Raw genomic sequence first — 22,747 nt, 5'->3', positions numbered from 1 at the left:
GCGGCAAGATAGCCGAAACACAAAAAAGCCCGCTCCCAGATGGCAGCGGGCTTTGCTGGAGACTTGTTGGGACGGCAACTGGCTTACCGCACAATTTCAACCCAGCCTTTGTAGGTCTTTTTAGTGCGGGCAAAGTCGGCAAACTCAACCTCGGCCAGGTAGTAGTAGATGCCATCCACCACCCGGGAGCTGGGCGTGCTCAGGCCTTCGGTAGTGGCTTTGTCGGTGCCATTCCACTCAATCAGCGGGTTCTTGTCTCCTTCGTACACCTTGCGGCCCCAGCGGTTGAACACCGTGAACTTGGTGCGGATGATGGGACTGGCCACCTTGGGCCGGAAGGTGTCGTTGGTCCCGTCGCCGTTGGGCGTGAAGATGTTGGGCAGCACAAAGAACAAACAGGCATCCTGGCAAACAATATTGCTGGGCGCACTGGCCCGCTTGTTCTTATCCACCGATACCACGTAGTAACAACCCGCCGGCGTAGCCAGGTCGCGGTCGACGAAGCTCTTGACCGTGGTAGAGTCAATTAGCTGGAAATCGGCCAGGTTTTGCGACTGGGTGGCGCTAAAGTAGATGCGGTAGTAAGCAATGTCGGTGCTGCAGTCGGCCGGGTTGTTCTCGTCCAGCGTCCACGAGAGGCGGTTGTTGTAGGGCGTGTTGGAAAGGTTGGGGAAGTACGGCAGCGCGGCCAGACTGTCGCAGTTAGTAGGCCGCAACGTGAGAATGGGCGGGCAGGGCACCGTGGCCAGGAACACGCATTTTTCCTGGCTCTTGTTCAGCAGGGGGCCAATGGGCGGCGTTTTGTACTCCCCGTTAGTTTCTACATAGTAGCAGTACTCCTGGCTTTTCTTCAGAGGTTTATCCAGAGTACCTTTATCGAGGTAGGTACCACCGGTGGCACCACCCGGCACCGTCGTCAGGAGCGTGTAGGCGGCCGCCCCGGGGTCGCGACGGTAGATGCGGGTGGGCCGCACCGTGTTGTCCCAGGGTACCTGGTACTGCCACGTCAGGTTGATGCCATCACTGGTAGCTGTGGGCGCACCTTCCAGCCGTACCGACGAAGCCGGCAGAGGTTGTTCCAGAATTTCCTCGGTTCCACCCTGCACTTTGCTGCTGAAGAACTCAATGCGGTAGGTATAGGCCAGTTCCTGGGTGTTCAGGTTGGCATCCACATACACCGTATCGTTGAGGTTGCGAATGGTAGCACCCACCTGCTGGGTAGGGTTGGAATTGATGCCCTCACTACGGTACAGCCGGTAGCCGGAAGGCGTAAAGAAAGCGCCCGAGGCCAGCACTGGCTTGGTCCACACTACTTTGATGGCGCCATCAGTAACGCCGGTCCGCTCTACCGTCACGTTGGTGAGCAGAATCGGGCGGCCTTCAATCTTGGCGCACACCTCTGCCGAGGCCAGACTCTTGCCCCCGGCCGGCAGCGGAAACTCGGCGTAGATACGGTAGCAGAACGTTTTGCCGCGCTCCAGGCCCCGTCCGTTATTATCGTCGCGGAACTCGGTCGTATTCTTAGCTACGTCCCCGATTTCCACGTAGCCAGCCGAAGCCGGTATGCCGGGGTTACAGGTGTCAGGCTCAAAGTTGCCGGAGCCTTCGCGCCGGAAAATGCGGATGCGGCTGGCGTTCTGGCACTCATACAGGTCCCACGTCAGGTTGATGCCCAGGGCCTGCGGAGTAGCTTTTAGGTTTTCCGGCGGCGGCCCCACCACCTTAATGCGCCAGACGCCCTGGTCAATCAGGGGCACCTCGTTGGCAGCAGGATTATCCGATGCCCGGAAGACGATTTGATAAGGCTGCTCGGCTACATCGGCACAGGTAGAGCGCCAGCGGAAGACCCCGCTTACAGGGGCCGTACGCTGCTTCTGCCGGAACGTAGCCCTGAACCGCTCGTAGCCTGTGGGCTGGAGCACGGGCGTACGGGCCAGCAGCCCGCCAAAGGCCGTCAGGTCGATAGGGTCGCCATTGGGGTCAGTGGCGCGCACCACGCCCCGGGCTGAGTCACCGGCAATGATGCAGATGTCGCGTGGCAGCGTCAGGATAGGGCGCAGGTTATCGGTGGGGGCCACGGTAATCTGCATATCCCGCAGTATTTCCCCAATCTTCACGGCGCGGGCACCCGCCACCCGGCGCCATTCCTCCACCACAAACGCAATGTTATAATCACCGGCCGTACTGGGGGAGTTCCACACAATCTGGCCGGTCACCACGTCCTGGGTAAACGTAGCGGGCTGCCCAACCTGCGGGGCCGGCGGCCCCCCGAACGGCACCTGCACCCCACCAGGCGAAACGGAAGCCGCCTGGTCGTTGGGGTAGCGGTAGACGGGGACATCCTGCGGAACGGGGGTATTATTCCGCACGCTGGCGACGCCGCCCGGTACCCACTGGCACACGCGCAGCTTATAGGCCAGACTATCCCCATCGGCATCCGATCCGGCGGGGTTGTGCAGAAACACCTGCCTGATAGCGGCCTGGTCGATGGGCGGCGCGCTCAACACAGGGGAACGGTTGCCTCTCAGCGCTGGGTTCACAATCACCGTCGCGGAGAGATACATATTGATGTTGACCGATGCTCCCCCGTTGATATTACGGATATTGGTTTTGCGGTTTTCGCCGATGTAGTGCAGAGTATACACCCCGGGCGCGTTGTATATATGGGAAAACCGGTACACGTTCCGGCTGATATTATTGGCTAACGGCGTCTGGCTTTCCCGTACAATAGCATCAAGTCCGCTGGTTGTACCATCCCCGAAGAAGATGGTTTCCCGGTCATCAGTGGAGGCGGGCTGGTTGGTTACGGAGTACGTAATCAGAGTAAAGAAATACCGGCCCGTAACGGGGTTGGCGGTGGTATCGGCAATGATTCGGATATCCCCGGCGCGTAGGTGAGTGGCCTGGGCCGGGCGGGCACCCAGGGCGGCCAGCAGGACCAGCCCTACCGCCCATAGCCGACGCCACTGTTCCGGAAGTAAGAGTCTATTCATAAAGGAAGGCCATACAGCTGACTGGCAGCCAGCAAAGAAGGTCGGAGTATTTACGACGGAAACCTAACAAAATTGTGCGTAGCGCGGTTATCTCCCCGTCTAGCGCGTGTTACGAGAACGGCCGAGGATAGATGCAAACGTTTCGGTCGGATTGTTTCGTACATGGTTGGCACCTACCTTTGACCGATACAACCGCCCTACCCAAAACCCTTCAGTAGTTTCTATGAGTTGGATCAGTAATACGTTTTCCAGCAGCATCGGCCGCAAGATCATCATGTCCGTAACGGGCTTGTTTCTCTGCTCTTTTCTGGTCGTCCACTTAGTCGGCAATCTGCAGTTGTTTAAAGACGACAACGGCGTAGCCTTCAATGCCTACTCCGAGTTCATGGGCCACAACCCCATTATCCGCACCATCGAATGGGTGCTGGTACTGGGCTTCGGGTTCCATATCTACCAGGGCCTGGCTCTGGCCGCCAAAAACCGGGCGGCCCGGGGCAGCAACTACGTGTCCGACCACATTGAGCAGAACAGCAAATGGTACTCCCGCAGCATGGCCTTGCTGGGCAGCATCGTGCTGTTCTTTTTGGTAGTACACCTGTATAACTTTCTCGGTTCCCTGCGGTTTATGGATGTACCCCGCGACGCCAATGGCAACGAAGACGCCTACGGTCTGGTGGTCCAAGCCTTCCGCAACCCCTTCTATGTAGTTCTCTACGTGGTGGCGCAGGTGGCTTTGTGCTACCACCTGCTGCACGGCTTCCAAAGCGCCTTCCAGACGCTGGGCCTCAACCACCGCAAGTACACTCCTGCCATTAAAGCACTGGGCTTCGGCTTTTCCATCATAGTGTGTGCTTTGTTTGCCGCTATGCCCGTGTACTTCTTCTTCTTTAAATCCTAACCTCGTCCACCCGATGATCCTGGATTCCAAAATTCCCGAAGGGCCCCTGGCCGAGAAGTGGGAAAAGCACAAGTTCGACGTGAAGCTCGTCAACCCCGCCAACAAGCGGAAGTACGACATCATTGTGGTGGGCACCGGCTTGGCCGGCGCTTCTGCAGCGGCTTCACTGGCCGAGCTGGGCTACAACGTGAAGGCCTTCACCTACCACGATTCGCCCCGCCGGGCTCACTCCATTGCGGCGCAGGGCGGTATCAACGCCGCTAAAAACTACCAGAACGACGGCGACTCTGTTTTCCGCCTGTTCTACGATACCATCAAAGGCGGTGACTACCGTGCCCGCGAAGCCAACGTGTACCGGCTGGCGCAGGTGTCGGTAAACATCATCGACCAGTGCGTGGCCCAGGGCGTGCCCTTTGCCCGCGAATACGGCGGGCTGCTGGCCAACCGCTCCTTCGGGGGTGCACAGGTAAGCCGCACGTTCTACGCCCGCGGCCAGACCGGGCAGCAGCTCCTGCTGGGCGCTTACTCGGCCCTGAGCCGTCAGGTAGCCTACGGCAAGGTAAAGCTGTACACCCGCTCGGAAATGCTGGATCTGGTAGTGGTTGATGGCAAAGCCCAGGGCATTATCACCCGCAACCTGATTACCGGCGAAATCGAAACCCACGCCGCCCACGCGGTAGTGCTGGCCACCGGTGGTTACGGCAACGTGTTCTACTTGAGCACCAACGCCAAGTATTGCAACGTGACGGCCCCGTGGCGTGCACACAAGAAGGGCGCCCTGTTCGCTAACCCCTGCTTCACCCAGATTCACCCTACCTGCATTCCCGTATCCGGCGACTACCAGTCCAAGCTGACGCTGATGTCGGAGTCGTTGCGCAACGACGGCCGCGTATGGGTGCCGGCTACCAAGGAAACAGCGGAGCGCCTCCGCGCGGGTCAGATTCGGGTACAGGACATTCCCGAAGAAGAGCGTGACTACTTCCTGGAGCGCAAATACCCCGCTTTCGGTAACCTCGTGCCCCGCGACGTGGCCTCGCGTAACGCCAAGCAGATGTGCGACGAAGGACGCGGTGTGGGTGGTTCGGGCCTGGCCGTGTATCTCGACTTTGCCGATGCCATCAAGCGCAACGGTGCCGACTGGGTAGCGCAGAAGTACGGCAACCTGTTCGATATGTACGCCAAAATCACCGGCGAAAACCCCTACGAGCAGCCCATGCGCATTTACCCGGCCGTGCACTACACCATGGGCGGCCTGTGGGTGGATTACAACCTGCAAACCACCATTCCGGGCCTGTACGCTACGGGAGAGTGCAACTTCTCCGACCACGGCGCCAACCGCCTGGGGGCTTCGGCGCTGATGCAGGGCTTGGCCGATGGCTACTTCGTGATTCCCTATACCATTGGCGACTACCTGGCTAAAACGGCCCCGAAGCCGGTAACCACCCAGCATCCTGCCTTCCAGGAAGCCGAGGCGGCCGTGCGGACCCGCATCGAGAAGCTGATGAGCATCAATGGCACCCGCACGCCCGACGACTTCCACAAGGCACTGGGCCATATTATGTGGGAATACTGCGGCATGGCCCGTAATGCCAAAGGCCTGGAATTTGCCAAAGCGGAAATTCAGAAGCTGCGTCGCGAGTTCTGGAGTGACCTGAAAATTACCGGCCTGAACGAGGAGCTTAACCAGACCTTGGAAAAAGCCGGCCGCGTAGCCGACTTCCTGGAGTTGGGCGAGCTGATGATAGACGACGCCTACGACCGCAACGAAAGCTGCGGTGGCCACTTCCGCGAGGAATATGCCACAGAAGAAGGCGAGGCCCAGCGCAACGATGATGAGTATGCCTACGTGGCGGCTTGGCAGTACATGGGCGACAACCAGCCCGAAGTATTGCACAAGGAGCAGTTACATTTCGAAAACGTGAAGCTCACCCAACGCAGCTACAAGTAATTTTTAAGCTGTTAGCTATTGGCTGTTGGCCGTTGGCATTGTCCGACGGGGTGACAGAACGAGAAACTAACAGCTAACAGCCCATAGCTAATAGCCAACCATATGGCCGGAAGTAACCCCAACGCCAAACCGATGAATCTCACCCTGAAGGTGTGGCGGCAAAAAAACCGCGCTGCCAAAGGTGGCATCGTGGAATATAAAGTAAAGGATATATCCCCGGATATGTCCTTCCTGGAAATGCTGGACGTACTCAACGAAGACCTGCTGCGCAAAGGCGACGAGCCAGTAGCCTTCGACCACGACTGCCGCGAGGGTATCTGTGGTTCGTGCAACCTGTTTATCAATGGCCGCGCCCACGGCCCGGAGAAAGGCACTACTACCTGCCAGCTCCACATGCGCAAGTTCTCGGATGGCGACACCATCACCATCGAGCCCTGGCGTGCCAATGCCTTCCCCGTTAACAAAGATCTGAGCGTAGACCGCTCCGCTTTTGACCGCATCATTCAGGCTGGTGGCTACGTGAGCGTCAATACAGGGGGAGCCCCCGACGGCAACGAGATTCCGATTCCCAAGGAAATTGCGGACCGCGCATTTGAGGCCGCTACCTGCATTGGGTGCGGGGCCTGCGTAGCTTCGTGCAAAAATGCTTCGGCGATGTTGTTTGTTTCGGCTAAAGTAAGCCAGCTGGCCTTGCTACCCCAGGGCAACGTAGAGCGCAAAGCCCGCGTAGAGAACATGGTAGCGCAGATGGACAAAGAAGGCTTTGGTGCCTGTACCAACATTGGCTCCTGCGCCGCCGAGTGCCCGGTGGGCATCTCCCTGGAGAATATTGCTATTCTGAACCGGGAGTTCCTGGCCGCCAAGGCTACATCCAATAACCTTGTGTAGCCCTTGCCGGTTACATACCAGGATTTCCGAAAAGGCGAAACGGTAACCCGTTTCGCCTTTTCTTTTTGCACGCATCAGGCTTCGTAAATGATAACCGTTATATCCGGCACCAACCGCCCGAACTCCCGGGCCCGACAAGTAGCCAGCTTATATACCTCTCTGCTGGACGAGCTACAGACCCCCCATCAGCTGCTGGACTTGGCCGAACTGCCTACCGATTTTATGACGGAGGCCCTGTACCACAACGCCGGGCGCCACGCGGGATTCAACCGCCTCGTGCACTTGGCCGAGCAGGCAGATAAGCTGGTATTTGTGGTGCCGGAGTACAACTGCTCCTTCCCGGGGGTACTGAAGACGTTTATCGACGGCCTGCCCTACCCCGGCGGCATCCGCGGCAAAAAGGCAGCTTTGGTGGGCCTCTCCGCCGGGCAGCAGGGTGGCATCCTGGCGCTCAACCACCTCACCGATATCCTGATGTACTTGGGCACTACCGTATTGCCCGCGCGCGTACGCCTCCCCGGCATCGACGCTCACCTCACCAAAACCGGGGAGCTCCCGCACCCGCTGTTTCTGCAACTACTGCGGGAGCAGGCGGCGGCCCTGGTGAGCTGGTAGCCGCGGGCGTGAGTATTACACCCGCGTTCCTACCTTTGCGCACCTTAGGTCTTATCCGGTTGCTTTCTTGACGCGCTTTCTGGCTTATTTTCTGTGCTTCCTGCTGTTGCTCCAGACGTTTAATCGGGAGTTGCTGGTAGTGAATTACCAGTTGCAGAAGGACCAGATTACGCGCTTGTTTTGCGTGAACAAGGACAAGCCCCGCATGCGGTGCAACGGGCGCTGCCACCTGGCCAAGCAGCTGCGCAAGGCCTCTGATACCGAGCGTAAAGGTCCGCAGGCAGGTGTGGCCAAGCTCAAATATGAAGTGCTGCCACCACTGGCCCGCTTCCTACCCTCTCCCCTACCCACGTACCCGCGGCCCGTGCTCTTTGCCCCGCTGCCGGCCAATGGCTATGCCTTGGCTTTGGTACAGGCCATTTTTCACCCACCCACGTTACGCGCCTGAAACTCGTCAGCAAGAGCTTAATGGGCTCTTGCCTCGCAGGTGCGCCCTTTTCTGAAAAGGCGCTACCGGCTGCATTTCCAGTTTTCCGCCTAACGTTTTTTGTATGTTCCTTCGCAGCTTTCCTCTGCTATGCCTGTTGGCATTTGCCAGCTTCTTTACCGCCTGCACCGACGATACCGATACCAACTTAAACCCCGCTCCCTCCCAGCCTGGTACGCTCGATGTCGAAATTGACCACGTAGCGGGCACCGAGCCTCTAGCCTTCAATACCACCTACACCACGGCGGCCGGCGACAAGTTTACCGTGTCTAGGTTCAAGTATTACCTGTCCAACTTCACCTTGGGCAAGACCGACGGCTCAAGCTACCTGGTGCCTGAAAGTTACTTTCTGGTAGACGAAGCCGACCCGGAATCCAAGTTCTTTACGCTGGCGGATATTCCCTCCGGCGACTATACCTCCCTATCATTCACCATTGGCGTGGACAGCACGCGTAACGTATCGGGCGCGCAAACCGGGGCCCTCGACCCGATCAACAATATGTTCTGGACTTGGGACTCCGGCTATATTTTCACCAAGCTGGAAGGCACCTCGCCGCAGGCCCCTAATCAGGCTCTGGTATTTCACATTGGAGGCTTTAAAAAGCCCAACAACACGATTCGCTCGGTTTCGCCTACGCTACGGGGCGTCACCATCCCCATCCGTAAGGACCGTAACCCAGCCGTACATCTCAAGGCAGATGTGTTACGGTTATTTACCGGGCCCAACACGATTCGCTTTGCAACGACTCCGAACGTGATGGGTGGGGCCGATGCAGTTAAAATCGCCGACAACCAGCGGGCCGGTTTCTTCACCGTCGACCATGTGCATACCAACTAAGGTATGTGGCCACGACTTTTCCAGCTGACAGCCTTAGCGCTGGCGGGCAATCTGTGGCTGGCCGCTTGTGGGCAGGCAGAAACGGCAACTCCCGTAGCGGAAGTGCCCGGCGTAACTGTGCCGGGCAACTTTCCGGCTCCCGTTTACGCCGCCGAAGCAAACCCGCCCACGCTCCCCGCCTTCGAGTTGGGCCGCGCCCTGTTTTATGACCCGCAACTGTCGCGCACTAAGGACGTGTCCTGCGGCAGCTGCCATCAGCAGTTTGCGGCCTTCGCCCACGCCGACCACCGCGTCAGCCACGGGGTAGACAACCGCCTGGGTACGCGCAATGCGCCTCCGTTGCAGAACCTGCGCTGGCGCCGGGACTTGCTCTGGGATGGTGGAGCCAAACACCTCGAAACCATGCCACTGGCCCCGCTCACCAATCCCGTGGAGATGGATGAGACCCTGGAAAACGTGCTCCGCACGCTTAATGCCGACGCCAAGTACGTGCAGCAGTTTGCCCAGGTATACGGAAAAAAGCCCATTGACTCGCAGCAGTTCCTGAAGGCGCTGGCTCAGTTCACGGCGGCTCTCACGTCCAGCAACTCGCGCTACGACCACTATGCCCGCGGCGAGGCCGGTGGCACCCTTTCGGCGGCTGAGGTACGCGGCCTGACGCTCCTGCGGCAAAAGTGTAGCGCCTGTCATGGCACTGATCTATTCACCGACGAGTCCTACCGCAACAATGGACTCGCTGGTGGTTTTGCCCTGGACTCGGGGCGCGCTCATATCACAAGGCAAGCCAGGGACCGAGGACGCTTTAAGGTACCCTCGTTGCGGAACGTGGCGCGCACGGCCCCTTACATGCACGATGGGCGCTTTGAAACCCTGACACAGGTGCTGGCCCACTACGACCACGGAGTCACCGAATCGGCCACGCTTGACCCGCTGTTGCGCCAGCCCGATGGCCGGCTGGGTATTCCGCTTACTTCCGCGGAGCAAGCCGATCTGCTGGCTTTCCTGGCGACGCTCACCGATGAGCAATTCTTACACGACCCACGCCTGAGCGAAAAACCCCGCTGAGAGCCGCTCTACGCAACCTCCTTCTGCATTTTCTGCCATGAAACGACAGTTTCTTTTTGTTTTAGCCGGCCTGTTGCCCCTCTGGGGCCGGGCCTGTGACATCTGCGGCTGCTTTATGGGCATCACTCCCTACGACAACCAAAGCAGCGTATCCCTGATGCACCGCTACCGGGCCTTCAGTGGCTACCAGCAGCTAGGGCAACAGCACCGCTTTTTTCCCGCGGGCGTGCGGCCCTTTTTTCCGGCTGCTCTGAACCGTGACGACAATTACCGCCACGCCCACAAAGGCGATGCGCACGATTACGAGGTATTCCGGGTAGCCGAGCTGCGCGCTAAGTACTTTCTGGCCCAGCGTGTGGAGCTGAACGCCTTTGTGCCTTTTGCCATGAATACGTCCTACGCCAATGGCCGGGAGCTAACCCAGTCGGGCCTGGGCGACGTGACGTTGTTTGCCGGCTACCATCTGCTGCGCGCCATTGAAACAGCGGGAATGCAAAGCCGCCTGATTGTGGGAGGCGGGACCAAGCTGCCCACCGGGGACTTTCGCCGGCGCAACGCGGAAGGACGACGCTACCCTACGCTTACCCAGCCGGGGACCGGCACCACCGACGGCTTTGTTTACGCCAATTACATCGGCAGCTACCGGAACGTCGGCATTAGTTTGAATACCAGCTACCGCCGGGCCACCCGCAATGCCTTCCAAGAAAGCACCGCCCCCAGTTCCAGCACCTTTGCCAATCTGTTTTACCGCCTCCCGCTCAAGGGCAACTGGCAGGTGTATCCCTCGGCGCAGTTTTTCTACGAGAAAACCAAAGGAGAAACCTTTGAGGGTCACCTCACCGGGGAGCATGCCATGAACAATGCGCTGCTGGGCCCTGGCATTGATGTGTACTACCAGAACGTTTCGCTGAATGCCAGTGCACAGTTTCCGGTATATACCGCTACTACTGACCACCCCGCCAGCGCCGGCCGGCTGGTCTTGGCCCTGGGCTATAGCTTTAAGCAAACCAAGTACTTGTTTTAGCACCCCAAGCGTTTAGTTGCCAACCAGGCTGTCCAGCTTCGGAGTGGCTTCGCTCCCGTCGCGGTGAACGAGGCAGGCGCACCCCAGTGTTCAGCTTTAAAACTATCTTTCTTTGCCTCAACCAAGCACGGCGCCGCGTATGGGCTTCTCTTCTTTTTGGCGCTGCTGGCTGGTGGTTGCCGCGGTATCAGCCCTACTCAGTGGGTGCGAGCCGGATCCGCCGTCCCCCACGCCCTTCAGCGCTACGCCTTACGACCTGCAGATTCCGGGAGGGTTGCCAGCCAGGCCGGCAATACCGGCGGATAACCTGCTCACTGTAGAAGGCGTAGCCCTGGGGCGCATGCTATTCTACGAGCCGCGGCTTTCCCGCAACAACACTCTTTCCTGCGGTAGCTGCCACCAGCAAAGCAAGGCTTTTACCGATGGCCGGGCCCGGGCGCTGGGTGTAGATGGCCAGCAGCACCAGCGCTCCACCATGTCGCTGGCCAACGTGTTGTGGGAGTTTAGCCTTAACTGGGACGGCGCGGCCCGAAGCCTCGAAGATCAGGCGCGGCTGCCCCTCGAAAATCCCGTGGAAATGCACCAAACGCTGGGCGAAGGTGTGCGCAAGCTCCAGCAGACAGACCTATACCCACCCCTGTTTGAAAAGGCGTTTGGCAGCCGACTTATCACCGAAGCCAACCTGCTGAAAGCTCTGGCCCAATTTGAGCGCACCTTACTTTCGGCCAACTCGCGCTACGACCGTTACCTCCGCCGTGAAGCCGACCTGACGCGCGACGAACAGATGGGGGCGCTGCTTTTTCGAAGTCATCCGGGTGAAGTAGGCGGCATTTTTGTGCGGGGTGCGGCTTGTCACCATTGCCACCTCGAAACCACCGGCCTTTTCAGCTCCCCAGAGTTCTTCAACAATGGCCTGGACGCCGCATTTGCTGACACCGGCCGTGGAGGCATTACTGGCCAAGTGGCAGATCAGGGCAAGTTCCGGGCACCATCCCTGCGCAACATTGCACTTACGGCTCCCTACATGCACGATGGCCGTTTCCAGACCCTGGAAGACGTGGTAGACCATTATAACGAACACGTGGAGCGCGCCAGTCCCTTCCTCGACCCCAACCTCCTACTTTCCAATACCCCCAATGGAACCAAGCTGGATCTGACGGCCAAGGAGAAGCAGCAGCTAATAGCCTTTCTGCGCACTCTCACCGATTCTGCTTTTATCAAAGACCCACGTTTTAGTAATCCGTTTCAACTCTAATCTTCACGGAACTATATAGTTACTTAAATGCGTTATATTTTTACTGGCTAGTAACTCCCTGATTAACCTTTCGTATCAGGCGCATAATGAAACGCATCTTCTACCTTTTGTTGCTGCTTTCTCCGTTATTCGGAGCGTGTAGCCATGCCGTTACGCACCCGCTTTCTGTGGACCGCGAAATAGCTGAACCAACTAGGCTTGTGGCAACCACCGATACCATTGCAAGTACCCTCCTGGTTGAGCCCGTCAAGCCTTAAACTCACACCTTCTTAAAAAGAAAACCCCGCTGGGATATTCCAGCGGGGTTTTCTTTTTAAGAAGGTGTGGTTCCAGAGAACCTAATCCACATTATCGTGCAGGAACCGGTTGTCGCCCAGCAGCTCGTTGTCGTCGGACAAGTTGAAGCGCGAAATATTCCGCTCACTGGAAGGCACTACATTCTCTAGCTTTACTTGGCGGCGCAGATAGGCAGGCGTATCCAACTGGTCCTTGATTGCTTCGTTCGACAAGCCGTTGCTAAGCTCCTGCAAGCGCCGCCGCCGCTCCTCGGCCCGGGCATCCAGCGCCGGGCGGGAAGCTAAGGGCTGCGCAGCGGGTACCGGGTGCTGAAACACAATGGGCTCAGGCGCCGGGGTAGACGGAGCCGCTACCGGCGGCTCGTACGTATATGGCGACGTTTCCAGATCAAAGGTTACTTTCGGCGGCTCCGGAGCTGCGGGCACCGAAGCTACTGGCACCGGCATTCCGAAAGAAGGAATTACCGTTGTAGGCGCCGGAGCATCCTGCCGGTCTTTATCGAAGATATTGATCTGCGGGTCGGGCGCAGGAAGGGTTTCCGACGAAGCGGAAGACGAGGCTACCTGCGTGATGTTGTGCGCATCACGGGCAAAGCCGGTAGCAATAACCGTAACCCGGATGCTCTGGCCCAGGGTTGGGTCGATGCCGTGGCCGAAGATAACTTCAGCGTTCTGGCCGGCCTTGTCCTGGATGTACTCCGTGATTTCGGTCAGCTCATCCATTTCCAGTTCGGCTTGGTCGCCCGACATGATGGAGAGCAGAATCTTCTGCGCCCCGTGGATGTCGGTGTTGTTGAGCAGCGGCGAGGCCAGGGCTTCTTCGGCCGAGCGGCGGGCCCGGTTCTCCCCTTCCGTGATGCTGCTGCCCATTACGGCTGCTCCCGAGTCTTTCATGACGGTTTTCACGTCTTCAAAGTCTACGTTCACGTCGGCCGTTACGGTAATGATTTCCGCAATGGATTTGGCGGCGGTGCTCAGCACGTTATCGGCCTTGGCGAAGGCCGCACGGATGGGCAGGTTGCCGTAAATCTCGCGCAGCTTATCGTTGAGAATCACCAGCACCGTGTCGCAGTTGTCGCTCAGGTCCCGGATGCCCATTTCGGCTTGCTGGCGCTTTTTCTTGCCTTCAAACATGAAAGGCGCCGTTACGATACCTACCGTCAGAATACCCAGTTCCTTGGCCACTTTGGCAATAACAGGGGCTGCGCCGGTACCAGTACCCCCGCCCATACCCGCCGTAATGAACACCATTTTGGTGCCGTTGCTCAGCAACTCGCGGATCTGCTCCCGGCTTTCGATAGCGGCTTGCTTACCACGCTCTGGGTTGGCCCCGGCACCCAGCCCTTCGGTCAGGTCCATGCCGATCTGCAGGCGGTTGGGCACCGTCGAGGAAGCCAGGGCCTGCTTGTCGGTGTTGCAGATAATAAACTCTACGTCCTTAATGCCTTGGCTGAACATGTGGTTTACGGCATTGGAGCCACCACCGCCCACGCCAATCACCTTAATGATGGACTTAGATTGGGAAGGAATATCGAATTTGAAATCCATGACGAGTGTCAATTAATAATTAATAATTAAGAACCAAGAATCAGAATTGAGAGCTGGCACCCCAACATATCAGCAGCGCTCCGCCAACTCAATTCTTAATTATTAATTCTTAACCATTAACTGACTTTAGTACTGTTGGTCGTCGAAATCGTTGATGAGTAACCCTTTCGTGCGGCTGATGATGTCTTGGAAGAACTTACCAGCGCCCGAAGGCTTTTTCGGCTCGGCAGGCGCCGGCGGCGTTGCCGGAGCAATGGGCTGGCTGGCCACCGGCCGTACTTCCGGGGCGGCACGGTAAACTTCCTCCTCGTAGCTGTTCCGGTTCTGCCGCTCGTCGAGGGAACGGTAGCCGGATAGCACCAAGCCCACGGTAGTAGCATACATCGGCGACTTTACCGCTTCAATCTTGCTTTTGCCTAGGTGCTCGTTGGGGTAGCCAATGCGAGTATCCAAGCCGGTTACGTACTCGGTTAGCTGCACCAGGTTCTGCAGCTGCGAGCCGCCGCCCGTCAGCACAATGCCGGCGGCGAGTTTGTCGCCGTGGCCCGTGCGCTGAATTTCGGCGTACACCAGCTCGATAATTTCCTCCATCCGGGCCTCAATGATGTAGGCCAGGTTCTTAAGGGAAATTTCCTTGGGGGCCCGGTCGCGCAGGCCCGGGATGCTCACGATTTCGTACTCGGAAGCTTCCTCGGCAATGGCCTTACCGAACTTCACCTTGAGTTGCTCGGCTTGGTTCTGCATCACCAGGCAGCCCTGCTTAATGTCGCTTGTCACGATGTTACCGCCGAAGGGCAGTACCGCCGCGTGGCGGATAATGCCGTCTTTGAAGATGGCCAGGTCGGTAGTGCCGCCGCCAATGTCAATCAGGGCCACGCCGGCTTCTTTTTCCTCCTCGCTCAGCACCGACATGCTCGACGCCAGGGGCTCCAGAATCAGGTTATCGATTTCCAGGCCCGCCTTGGTCACGCACTTGTTGATGTTGTTGATGGCCGTGCTCTGCGCCGTGATGATGTGGAAGTTGCCTTCCAGCCGCACGCCCGACATGCCCACCGGGTCCATGATGCCCTCCTCGTAATCCACCTTGTAGTCCTGGGGCATTACGTGAATGATTTCGGAGCCGGGCGGGGTTACCAGCCGGTACATATCGTTGGTGAGGCGGTTCACGTCGTCCTGCGTGATTTCGCTGTCCTGCGAAGCGCGGGTGATGCTGCCGTTGTGCTGGAGGCTCTTGATGTGCTGACCGGCAATACCCACGTTCACCACGCCAATATTGATACCGGATTGCTCTTCGGCCTGACGAATGGCTTTCTTGATGGCGTCTACGGTTTTGTCGATGTTCGACACAATGCCGCGCACTACGCCTTCGGACACGGCTTTGCCCATGCCCAAAATCTCAAGCTTGCCGAACTCGTTTTTGCGCCCTACCAGCGCGCATATTTTGGTAGTACCAATGTCGAGGCCGACTACAATCTTATCGTGTTGCATGAGACGGAGGCGAGTGAAGTTGGAGGGTTCGGGGGGAGGATGTTTTGCAAAAAACGCCTATTTGAGGCGTAGAAGCAAGCAGAAGCTTACTCACAAATAATTTGATCTTTGAATTCGACGTTGACGCGGTGGTACGTATTCCAGCCCAATACAGGCGGTATCTGCCGGTAAAATACCATTAGTTTCGCAAATTTTTCTGAAATATTCTCGGGAAAGCCAAATTCTACACGCTGGTCACCAACCTGTTGCGTGAAGGATAATTTTCCATTTGGCCCAATAAATACTTCCGCCACCTGCGCCCGCCAGAACGGATGCTCATCCACGTACCGGAGGAAATCCAAATACCGGCGCCCCGTGGAATCCTGAAAAAATGCAGGTTGCAAGGGTTGATTGCCTTGGCGCGTAATGGGCACTACCCGCGCCGTGAACAGGGAGGAAAGCGGCAGGTGTTGCCCATCTGCATCGATATAGCTGTCGAGACGGGTATTGGCGTGTACCAGGCGGGCTATGGGCCGGTTCTGGCGCACATCGGCGTGCAGGTTGCCCGCCAGGTCGCGGTATACTTGGGCGTCCTTTACGAAGCTATGGGCTTTCAGGCGCGTTTCGAGGGCTTTTAAGTTTAGCTCTTCGGGCTCGGCTCCTTCCAGGCGTTGCCGCCCGTTGTGGGTGAGCAGGCTCGTTACTTCCCGCTCACTGATGAAATAATTATTGAATTCGTTGCCAATGGAAACCACAACCTGCCCTACCGGGCGCTGCATTTGCCGCACGCCGGCAAATACCGCCAGCGCGGCAAACAGTACCAGACAGCCGGTAGCGAAAAGTAAATTATTGGCCTTACGCTTCAGGTCCATTCCAACGGTTTTGTAAAATATTTTTTAAGCGCGGCACCAACTGATCAATGTCACCGGCACCAACGGTTGCCAGCACGTCGAAAGATGTATCTGTTTGCGCGTCGCGCACTACTTCTTCCTTGGTTTGCAGGAGTTTAGATGGCGAAGTAATATCGTGGAAAATTATTTCGGAAGAAACTCCATCAATAGGTAATTCCCGCGCTGGATAAATATCCAGCAAGCGCACTTCATCGGCAATACTTAAACTTTCGGCAAAACCCGCAGCAAAATCCCGGGTACGAGAAAATAAATGCGGCTGAAAAATTACGCGCAACCGTTTTTGCGGATAGAGCGCCCGTAAAGAGCGCAGGAAAGCCTCTATTTCCCGCGGGTGATGCGCATAGTCGTCCACGTAGATATTCTGCTTGGTGGTCACGACAAACTCAAACCGCCGCTTCACGCCTCGGTAAGCGGCCACGGCTTCCTGCAGTATAGCTGGTTCTACCCCGAGCAGCAGCGCCACGTAGGCGGCCGCCAGCATATTTTCCACGTTGTGGTAGCCCGGCACTGCCAGTTCCAGCTCGCTCACCACAGCCTGGGCACTGTGCAGGTCGAAATGAAACTGGTGGCCCTGCGCGGTAATGTTAGCCGCGTACAGCTCCGGCCCTTGGCTGGCCGAAAGGCCGTAGCGTACCACCGTGACGCCGGCCGGGGCCGCTGCCGCTACGCTTTCATCGGCCGTGTGGTTGATGATGAGCGTACCACCGGGCTCTATCTGCCGCACAAACTGCCGAAACGATTCTACCAGAGCCTCTTTGTCGCCGTAGATGTCGAGGTGGTCGGCATCGGTGCTGGTTACAATAGCCATGGTGGGCCGCAGCGTCAGGAAAGAACGGTCGTACTCGTCTGCCTCCACCACCACCGGGGCCTTATCGGCATCCGGGCCGGGCGTGGGCAGTAGCAGGTTGGAGCCCAGGTTCACGGAAATTCCGCCCAGGAAAGCCGCACAATTCACGCCGCTGTGGTGCAGGAGGTGCGCTACCATGCTGCTGGTAGTTGTTTTGCCGTGCGTACCTGCTACGGCAATGGTACGGCGGCCCTGGGTGAGTACGCCCAGCACCTGGCTGCGCTTGCGGATGTCATAGCCTTCGGCTTGCAGCCAGGCCCACTCCTGATGATTTTTGGGAATAGCCGGCGTAAGCACGACGAGCGTCTGCTCGCGGTTTTCGCGCACCACGGCCGGAATGCTCGTTACCGCGTCGTCGTAGTGAATGGCAATGCCCTCGGCTTCCAGGGCCTGCGTAAGCGGCGTAGACGTTTTATCATAGCCGCTTACCTGGTGGCCGTTGGCAGCAAACCAACGCGCCAGCGCCGACATGCCAATGCCACCCACGCCCAGGAAATAGACATACGGAAAGGATGCAACGGGATTCATCGGCGGGTTATCAGTTTTTCCAGTTCATCGACAATGGCGCCGGTAGCTTCCGGGTGCGCCAGCCGGCGGATGTTGGCACTAAGCTGCTGTTGGCGGTCGGGCTGGCCTAGCAGGGCCAGGGCGGCCTCATAAAGCCGGGCTGGCGCCTCTGCATCCGACACGAGGAGGGCGGCGTCCTGGTCGACCAGGGCACGGGCGTTTTTGGTCTGGTGGTCTTCGGCCACGTTGGGCGAAGGCACCAGCACGCAGGGCTTTCCGGTCAGGCACAGCTCAGACACCGATAAGGCCCCGGCCCGCGAAATCACGACGTCGGCTACGGCGTAGGCCAGGTCCATGCGCTGCACAAACTCCAGCGCGTGCTGCCCCGTGCTGTGGTAAGCGGCGGCATCCTGCTGCGCGGTGGGGTAATACAGCTTGCCGGTTTGCCACAGCAGCTGCACGCCGGCGGCCTGCAGGCGCGGCAGGGCCGCCGCCGTGGCCAGGTTAAGCGTGCGGGCGCCCAGGCTCCCCCCTACTACCAGCAACACCGGGCGGGTGGGGTCCAGCCCAAAGAAACGAAGGGCCTCGGCCCGGTCGCCCAAGGCAATTTCGCGCCGCACGGGGTTGCCCGTCAGTACCAGCTTTTCAGCCGGAAAGAACTTTTCCATGCCCCCGTAGGCCACGCATATTTTGTTCACGCGCCGCGCCAGCAGTTTGTTTACGAGGCCGGCGTAGGAGTTTTGCTCCTGAATAAGGGCGGGAATATTGCGCGAGGTAGCGGCCAGCAGCACGGGGGCCGAGGCATAGCCCCCCACCCCGACTACGGCATCAGGGCGAAATTCTTCCAGCAGCTTACCCGCCTTGCGCACCGACCGGAACACCCGCACCGGAAACAGCAGGTTCTTGGGCGTGAGCCGCCGCTGCAGTCCCATAATATCGAGTCCCACAATGCGGTAGCCAGCCTCGGGTACGCGCGTCATTTCCATACGGCCATTGGCCCCCACGAAGAGGATTTCCACGTCGGGGTAGCGGCGGCGCAGCTCGTTGGCTATGGCCACGGCCGGGAAAATATGGCCGCCCGTGCCTCCACCGCTGATGATGACGCGGTAGGGCTGGGAGGACGAAGTATGGGGAGTCGATGTTGACATTCAGGTTCAGGTATTCTGCCTTCTTTCGCGGCGCATACTACTTAGGCCAGCGCCGTTTTCTTGGGAATGCGGGCCGTATCGGCGGGTTCCCCTACCATGGGGCGTACTTCCCGCTCGCCCCGGCTCACCGCCAGGATGATGCCGATGCTGATACCGGTAAAGATCAGGGACGTGCCCCCCATGCTCAGCAGCGGCAGCGGTAACCCAGTAATGGGGCCCAGCCCCACGGCAACGCCCATGTTCACCATGGCCTGCAAAACCAGGCTGAACGTAAGCCCGGCCGAGAGCAGCCCGCCAAAGGCACCGTAGCTGTTCATCACCGTAATTAGCCCACGGTACAGGAAGGCGAGGTAGAGAAACAGCACGGCAACTCCGCCCAGCAAACCGTATTCTTCAATGATAACGGCGTAAATGAAGTCGGAGTATGGGTGGGGCAGAATATTACGCTCCGTGCTTTTGCCTGGGCCTTTGCCCGTGACGCCGCCCGTGGCAATGGCTATGTAGCTGTGCTCCAGCTGAAAAGGCACAGGCTTGCTCTTATCAGTAAAGCTGGCAATGCGCGACTGCACGGTTTGGAAGCGCTGCCCCGAAGCCAGCCCAATGCCCCCCACCACAATACCAATGGCCACCATCACGGTCATTTGCTTGAGCGGCACGCGGCCGATGAACATCAGCAGCAGACAGGTACCAAACAGCAGCAGGGCCGTGGAGGTATTGCTCAGAATGATGATGCCGCAGATCAACCCTACCCACAGCATTACGGGCAGCAGCGTGGTTTTGAAATCATCGACGTGCTGCTGGCGACGGCTGAGCATGGAAGCCACGTGAGAAATCAGGGCCAGCTTGGCCAGGTCGGAGGGCTGGAAGGTTTGGTTGATTACCGGAATGGTCATCCAGCGGGAGGCCCCGTTGATTTCGCCCCCCATGAAATAGGTGAACAACAGCAGTGGCACAGACACAAGCAGCGCGTACAACGACAGGCGCGAGTAGTGCCGGTAGTCGATGCGGTGGGCCAGCCACATAAAGAACAGCCCCACGAAAATCAGCCCGGTGTGCTTCACCAGAAAGTACTCCGTATTGCCGCCCATTTTCTTGTAGGCCAGCGTGCCCGTGGCCGAGTACACTACTGCAATGGAAATGAGCGAAAACAGGATGACAATTCCCCACAGCACTGGGTCACCCTTCAAATTGCGCTGCAGCCAGCTTTTGATAATGTCCATCCGGCGGTGAGTGAGTGGTTGAGTAGATAACTGAGTTAGGCTGATTCGGGAGAAGCCAAGCTAGGCTACTCGCCGGCTTCTTCCCTAGTCTGGTCGTCGGCAAGGGCCTGCACGGCAGTAGTGAATTGCCGGCCGCGGTCCTCGTAGTTTTTGAACAGGTCGAAGGAGGCACAGCAGGGCGAGAGCAGCACCACGTCGCCGGGCTGAGCCAGCTCCAGCCCGCGGCGCACGGCATACGACACGCTTTGGGTTTCCTCTAGGTGCGGCACTACGGCGCCGAAGGCTTCCCCCAGCTTGGCATTATCCACGCCCAGGCAGATAAGTGCTTTCACCCGGCTCTGAGCCAAAGGAATGAGCGTGGTGTAGTCGTTGCCTTTATCGGTACCGCCCGCAATCCACACAATAGGCTGCCGGATGCCGTCCAGGGCATACCAGGCAGCTTCCACGTTGGTGGCTTTGGAGTCGTTGATGAAGCGCACCCCGTTGATTTGGCCCACGGGCTGCAGGCGGTGGTCGGCGTTGTGGAAAGTAGCCAATGCTGCTTCAATCTGGGCAGCCTCTACGCCCGCAACACGAGCACAGAGCAGCGCAGCCAGCATGTTCTGCCGGTTGTGCTGCCCAATCAGCGGAGAAGCTGCCGTGCTGATTTCCTCGGTCTTGCTGTAATAGCCGGGCTGCAGGTCCACGCACACGGTGGTTTCCTCGGTGTAGTACCCGGCCAGGTGGTAGTCGGGCCGGCGGTGCAGGCTGAAAGGCAGCTGCTGCACCGGGCGAAGCGCCGCCTGGAAATAGCGCTGGATGTTTTCGTCGTCGGCGTTGTAGATAAAGTAGCCCGCGCTGTCCTGGTTGCGCATGATGCGCAGCTTGGACTGCGCGTACAGCTCCAGGGAGTAGTCGTACCGGTCGAGGTGGTCGGGGGTGATGTTGAGCAATACCGACACCCAGGGCTGAAAATCGTGGGTATCGTCGAGCTGGAAGGAACTCAGCTCCACCACGTAGTAGTCAAACGGGTCTTCAATCACCTGCTCGGCCAGGGAGAAGCCCACGTTGCCGGCCAAGCCCACGCTTAGGCCGGCTTCCTTCAGCAAATGGTAAGTAAGCAGGGTGGTCGTGGTTTTGCCGTTGGTGCCCGTGATGCAGATGCACCGGGCCCGGGTGTAGCGCCCGGCCAGCTCAATTTCCGAGATGATAGGAATCTGCTTTTCGCGCAGCGCCTGTACCACGGGTGCCTTCTCCGGAATGCCGGGGCTTTTGACGACTTCCGTGGCCTGCAGGATTTCAGCCAGGGTGTGCTGACCTTCCTCGTAGCGGATGCCGGCTTTGTCCAGCTTCTCCCGGTAAGCCGGCTTCAGCGGGCCGCCGTCTGACACGAACACGTCGTAGCCTTTGGCCTGCGCCAGCAGCGCCGCCCCTACTCCACTTTCGCCCGAACCAAGGATTACGATTTTCTTAGACATGAGAAGTCAGAGCTTAGAGCTTAGAAGACGTTCAGCGAGAAAGGCAAGAGCCTAAGTTCTAGGCTCGCCTTTCTCCGTTCTGAATCTTAGCGCAGTTTCAAAGTCACCAAGGTGATGACGGCCAGCATAATACCCACAATCCAGAAGCGCGACACGATTTTGCTTTCGTGGTAGCCCAGCTTCTGGTAGTGGTGGTGCAGGGGCGACATGCGCAGCAGGCGGCGGCCTTCCCCGTACTTGCGCTTGGTATACTTAAACCAGCTCACCTGCACCATCACCGACAGATTTTCGACCAGGAAAATACCACAGAGCACCGGAATCAGCAGCTCCTTGCGCACAATGAGGGCCAGCACCGCAATGATGCCGCCAATGGCCAGGGAACCGGTGTCGCCCATGAATACCTGGGCGGGGTAGCTGTTGTACCAGAGAAACCCCACGCACGCCCCCACGAAGGCCGTACAGAAAATGACCAGCTCCCCGGAGTTCGGGATGTACATGATATCTAGGTAATCGGCCAGCAGGGCATTGCCGCTCACAAAGCAGAAAATAGCCAGCGTAATACCGATGATGGCCGACGTGCCGGCCGCCAGCCCATCGAGGCCGTCGGTGATGTTGGCCCCGTTGCTCACGGCCGTAATAATCAGGATGACGATGGGAATATAGAGGAGGCTGTAGAGCCCGTTGAAGTAGGGCCCGGCGTAGCTGAACAGGTTGCCGTAGTTCAGCTCGTTATTCTTGGCGAAGGGGATGGTGGTAATCATCAGCTTCACGTCCTGGTACACGGTGCTGGCATCCACCGCCGACAGGTCGCCGTTGGGCAGCAGGTACTGGCGCACGGTTACCTCGTTGCTGAAAAACAGCACCCAACCCACCGTCAGGCCCAACCCGATCTGCCCCAGCACCTTAAAGCGCCCGGCCAGACCTTCCTTATCCTTCTTAACTACCTTGATGTAATCATCAATAAACCCGATGAGCCCCAGCCACACGGTGCTCAGAATCATCAGCACGATGTAGATGTTGTCGAGCTTGGCAAACAGCAGCACCGGCACCAGAATGGCCAACAGAATGATGAGCCCGCCCATGGTAGGGGTACCTTTCTTCTCCATTTGCCCCTGCAACCCCAGGTCGCGGATGCCTTCCCCAATCTGGCGGCGCTGTAAGGCCTTGATCAGCGGCTTACCAAAGTACTGGGCAATGATCAGCGACGTGACTACCGCCATAGCGGCCCGGAACGTGGTGTATTGGAACACGCCGGTGCCGGGGATATGGTAAGTTTTGTAGAGGTAGGTGAAGAGGTAATAAAGCATGTAGTCGAGGTCAGCAGGTCAGGGAGAG

Annotated in this window: 18 protein-coding genes; 9 read left to right on the top strand and 9 right to left on the bottom strand. The window is 58.3% G+C overall.

The window, feature by feature from the left end:
- Positions 1–83: 83 nt before the first annotated feature.
- Positions 84–2,993, bottom strand: a complete 2,910-nt coding sequence (locus tag HER32_RS17110) for a gliding motility-associated C-terminal domain-containing protein (protein WP_168682752.1) — start codon at positions 2,991–2,993, stop codon at positions 84–86.
- Between the two features lie 223 nt (positions 2,994–3,216).
- On the opposite strand from HER32_RS17110, the gene HER32_RS17105 reads away from it, so the two are divergent.
- From HER32_RS17105 to HER32_RS17065, 9 genes are all read left to right on the top strand, one after another.
- Entirely contained in the window at positions 3,217–3,891 is a 675-nt protein-coding gene (locus HER32_RS17105; RefSeq protein WP_168682751.1) for a succinate dehydrogenase cytochrome b subunit, read from the top strand.
- 13 nt (positions 3,892–3,904) lie between these two features.
- Entirely contained in the window at positions 3,905–5,839 is a 1,935-nt protein-coding gene (locus HER32_RS17100) for a fumarate reductase/succinate dehydrogenase flavoprotein subunit (RefSeq protein WP_168682750.1), read from the top strand.
- 132 nt (positions 5,840–5,971) lie between these two features.
- Positions 5,972–6,727 carry a succinate dehydrogenase/fumarate reductase iron-sulfur subunit gene (locus tag HER32_RS17095; RefSeq protein ID WP_149071833.1) on the top strand — a complete coding sequence of 252 codons (756 nt, stop codon included), beginning with the start codon at positions 5,972–5,974 and terminating at the stop codon, positions 6,725–6,727.
- 87 nt (positions 6,728–6,814) lie between these two features.
- Positions 6,815–7,342 carry an NADPH-dependent FMN reductase gene (locus HER32_RS17090; protein ID WP_149071832.1) on the top strand — a complete coding sequence of 176 codons (528 nt, stop codon included), beginning with the start codon at positions 6,815–6,817 and terminating at the stop codon, positions 7,340–7,342.
- A 67-nt stretch (positions 7,343–7,409) separates the two neighbouring features.
- Positions 7,410–7,790 (top strand): hypothetical protein, encoded by a 381-nt coding sequence (locus HER32_RS17085; protein ID WP_149071831.1) that lies wholly within the window; start codon positions 7,410–7,412, stop codon positions 7,788–7,790.
- Positions 7,791–7,893: 103 nt separating this feature from the next.
- On the top strand, positions 7,894–8,667 hold the full coding sequence (locus HER32_RS17080) for an MbnP family protein (RefSeq protein WP_168682749.1): 774 nt from the start codon (positions 7,894–7,896) through the stop codon (positions 8,665–8,667).
- Between the two features lie 3 nt (positions 8,668–8,670).
- Positions 8,671–9,732 (top strand): cytochrome-c peroxidase, encoded by a 1,062-nt coding sequence (locus tag HER32_RS17075; RefSeq protein ID WP_168682748.1) that lies wholly within the window; start codon positions 8,671–8,673, stop codon positions 9,730–9,732.
- Between the two features lie 37 nt (positions 9,733–9,769).
- Positions 9,770–10,756: a hypothetical protein gene (locus HER32_RS17070; RefSeq protein ID WP_168682747.1), complete on the top strand. Its 987-nt coding sequence runs from the start codon at positions 9,770–9,772 to the stop codon at positions 10,754–10,756.
- 139 nt (positions 10,757–10,895) lie between these two features.
- Positions 10,896–12,011, top strand: a complete 1,116-nt coding sequence (locus HER32_RS17065) for a cytochrome-c peroxidase (protein ID WP_168682746.1) — start codon at positions 10,896–10,898, stop codon at positions 12,009–12,011.
- A 338-nt stretch (positions 12,012–12,349) separates the two neighbouring features.
- Here the strand turns inward: HER32_RS17065 and ftsZ are convergent, their stop codons facing one another.
- From ftsZ to mraY, 8 genes are all read right to left on the bottom strand, one after another.
- The gene (gene ftsZ / locus HER32_RS17060; RefSeq protein WP_168682745.1) at positions 12,350–13,855 is read right to left on the bottom strand and encodes a cell division protein FtsZ; all 1,506 of its coding nucleotides are present in this window, start codon (positions 13,853–13,855) and stop codon (positions 12,350–12,352) included.
- Between the two features lie 126 nt (positions 13,856–13,981).
- On the bottom strand, positions 13,982–15,343 hold the full coding sequence (gene ftsA, locus HER32_RS17055) for a cell division protein FtsA (RefSeq protein ID WP_168682744.1): 1,362 nt from the start codon (positions 15,341–15,343) through the stop codon (positions 13,982–13,984).
- An 86-nt stretch (positions 15,344–15,429) separates the two neighbouring features.
- Positions 15,430–16,194, bottom strand: coding sequence for a cell division protein FtsQ/DivIB (locus tag HER32_RS17050; RefSeq protein WP_168682743.1), 765 nt, complete (start codon positions 16,192–16,194; stop codon positions 15,430–15,432).
- Positions 16,178–17,608: a UDP-N-acetylmuramate--L-alanine ligase gene (gene murC / locus HER32_RS17045; protein WP_168682742.1), complete on the bottom strand. Its 1,431-nt coding sequence runs from the start codon at positions 17,606–17,608 to the stop codon at positions 16,178–16,180. Before murC ends, HER32_RS17050 begins: the two co-directional genes overlap by 17 nt.
- Positions 17,605–18,735, bottom strand: a complete 1,131-nt coding sequence (gene murG, locus HER32_RS17040) for an undecaprenyldiphospho-muramoylpentapeptide beta-N-acetylglucosaminyltransferase (protein ID WP_168682741.1) — start codon at positions 18,733–18,735, stop codon at positions 17,605–17,607. Before murG ends, murC begins: the two co-directional genes overlap by 4 nt.
- A 41-nt stretch (positions 18,736–18,776) precedes the next feature.
- The gene (locus HER32_RS17035) at positions 18,777–19,955 is read right to left on the bottom strand and encodes an FtsW/RodA/SpoVE family cell cycle protein (protein WP_168682740.1); all 1,179 of its coding nucleotides are present in this window, start codon (positions 19,953–19,955) and stop codon (positions 18,777–18,779) included.
- Between the two features lie 65 nt (positions 19,956–20,020).
- Positions 20,021–21,412: a UDP-N-acetylmuramoyl-L-alanine--D-glutamate ligase gene (murD, locus tag HER32_RS17030; protein WP_168682739.1), complete on the bottom strand. Its 1,392-nt coding sequence runs from the start codon at positions 21,410–21,412 to the stop codon at positions 20,021–20,023.
- A gap of 86 nt (positions 21,413–21,498) precedes the next feature.
- Positions 21,499–22,719, bottom strand: a complete 1,221-nt coding sequence (gene mraY, locus HER32_RS17025) for a phospho-N-acetylmuramoyl-pentapeptide-transferase (protein WP_149071820.1) — start codon at positions 22,717–22,719, stop codon at positions 21,499–21,501.
- Positions 22,720–22,747 lie beyond the last annotated feature (28 nt).

The sequence above is a fragment of the Hymenobacter sp. BT18 genome (assembly GCF_012273015.1).
In the GTDB taxonomy this organism is placed as follows: Bacteria; Bacteroidota; Bacteroidia; order Cytophagales; family Hymenobacteraceae; genus Hymenobacter; species Hymenobacter lutimineralis.
Note: the sequence above shows the minus strand (reverse complement) of the source record. Positions and strands in the feature narration are given on the sequence as shown.

Coding starts and splice junctions, on each gene's coding strand:
- HER32_RS17090 (WP_149071832.1), top strand. CDS start 6,815: ATGATAACCGTTATATCCGGCACCAACCGCCCGAACTCCCGGGCCCGA.
- HER32_RS17065 (WP_168682746.1), top strand. CDS start 10,896: ATGGGCTTCTCTTCTTTTTGGCGCTGCTGGCTGGTGGTTGCCGCGGTA.
- HER32_RS17095 (WP_149071833.1), top strand. CDS start 5,972: ATGAATCTCACCCTGAAGGTGTGGCGGCAAAAAAACCGCGCTGCCAAA.
- ftsZ (WP_168682745.1), bottom strand. CDS start 13,855: ATGGATTTCAAATTCGATATTCCTTCCCAATCTAAGTCCATCATTAAG.
- murD (WP_168682739.1), bottom strand. CDS start 21,412: ATGTCTAAGAAAATCGTAATCCTTGGTTCGGGCGAAAGTGGAGTAGGG.
- HER32_RS17035 (WP_168682740.1), bottom strand. CDS start 19,955: ATGGACATTATCAAAAGCTGGCTGCAGCGCAATTTGAAGGGTGACCCA.
- HER32_RS17100 (WP_168682750.1), top strand. CDS start 3,905: ATGATCCTGGATTCCAAAATTCCCGAAGGGCCCCTGGCCGAGAAGTGG.
- HER32_RS17110 (WP_168682752.1), bottom strand. CDS start 2,993: ATGAATAGACTCTTACTTCCGGAACAGTGGCGTCGGCTATGGGCGGTA.
- HER32_RS17070 (WP_168682747.1), top strand. CDS start 9,770: ATGAAACGACAGTTTCTTTTTGTTTTAGCCGGCCTGTTGCCCCTCTGG.
- ftsA (WP_168682744.1), bottom strand. CDS start 15,343: ATGCAACACGATAAGATTGTAGTCGGCCTCGACATTGGTACTACCAAA.
- HER32_RS17105 (WP_168682751.1), top strand. CDS start 3,217: ATGAGTTGGATCAGTAATACGTTTTCCAGCAGCATCGGCCGCAAGATC.
- mraY (WP_149071820.1), bottom strand. CDS start 22,719: ATGCTTTATTACCTCTTCACCTACCTCTACAAAACTTACCATATCCCC.
- HER32_RS17075 (WP_168682748.1), top strand. CDS start 8,671: ATGTGGCCACGACTTTTCCAGCTGACAGCCTTAGCGCTGGCGGGCAAT.
- murC (WP_168682742.1), bottom strand. CDS start 17,608: ATGAATCCCGTTGCATCCTTTCCGTATGTCTATTTCCTGGGCGTGGGT.
- murG (WP_168682741.1), bottom strand. CDS start 18,735: ATGTCAACATCGACTCCCCATACTTCGTCCTCCCAGCCCTACCGCGTC.
- HER32_RS17080 (WP_168682749.1), top strand. CDS start 7,894: ATGTTCCTTCGCAGCTTTCCTCTGCTATGCCTGTTGGCATTTGCCAGC.
- HER32_RS17050 (WP_168682743.1), bottom strand. CDS start 16,194: ATGGACCTGAAGCGTAAGGCCAATAATTTACTTTTCGCTACCGGCTGT.